Source organism: Rudanella paleaurantiibacter, assembly GCF_009184635.1.
Classification (GTDB): Bacteria; Bacteroidota; Bacteroidia; order Cytophagales; family Spirosomataceae; genus Rudanella; species Rudanella paleaurantiibacter.
The window spans coordinates 1-821 of the sequence record NZ_WELI01000033.1 but is presented as its reverse complement, the minus strand read 5'-3'; the positions used below and the strand labels follow the sequence as shown (position 1 = coordinate 821).

1 protein-coding gene is annotated in these 821 nt (G+C 52.0%); it reads right to left on the bottom strand.

The window, feature by feature from the left end; translation table 11 throughout:
* Positions 1-16: 16 nt before the first annotated feature.
* Positions 17-768, bottom strand: a protein-coding gene (locus tag F5984_RS26450) for an IS5 family transposase (RefSeq protein WP_152127412.1) whose coding sequence is annotated in 2 segments (ribosomal slippage) — positions 17-432 and positions 432-768 — 753 coding nt in all. Because the reading frame shifts where the segments join, the coding sequence is not laid out codon by codon here.
* Positions 769-821 lie beyond the last annotated feature (53 nt).

Genomic DNA, 821 nt, shown 5'->3' with positions numbered 1-821 from the left:
TAGAGTGTGTGGACAATCAGAGCAACAAAATCATACTTGAAGCCAGATGAACCATCGCCAAGAAGCTGCTGGCTGTTTTTTCGTAGCGAGTTGCTACCCGGCGATACTGTTTCAAGCGGTTAAAATAGCGTTCAATCTTGTTGCGATCAGCGTACAAATTCTCATCGATTACCCGCTGCTCCACCCGATTCACTTTGGAGGGAATGATCGCGTCACAACCGTTGTGGGCCAACCCTTCCAGCAACCAATCGGCATCATAAGCCTTATCGGCAATCACAGCAAAAGCCTCACAGTCAGCCAGTAAGGTGGCTGCGCAAGGCGCATCACCCGCATGACCAGGACTTAACTCAATGCGGATAGGATTGCCTAAGGCATCCACCAGAGCATGAATTTTTGTGGTCAAGCCGCCCCGTGAGCGGCCTAATGCTTGTTGCTGGAGACTACTTTTTTTTGCCCAGCAGCCTGTTGATGAGCTCGCACCGTTGTCGAGTCAATCATTACCCAATCCAGGTCGGGCTCTTGCAGGGCATCAAAGACCTGTTTCCACACCCCAGCCTGAGCCCAGCGCCGAAATCGTCGGTAGTTGCTGTTCCAATTGCCGAAGCGTTCAGGCAAGTCGCGCCAAGGCGCACCCGAGCGGGCAATCCAGAGCACGGCGTTGATAAACAAGCGGTTATCGAGTGCTTTTCGGCCTGCTGAGCCTGCCTGTCCTGGTAGAAGAGGGGTGATTTTAGTCCATTCCTGCTCGGTGATCTCATAGCGTCTCATGCCACAAAGATCGTAGGATTGGGTAAGTTTATCCTAATTGTCCACACACTCTA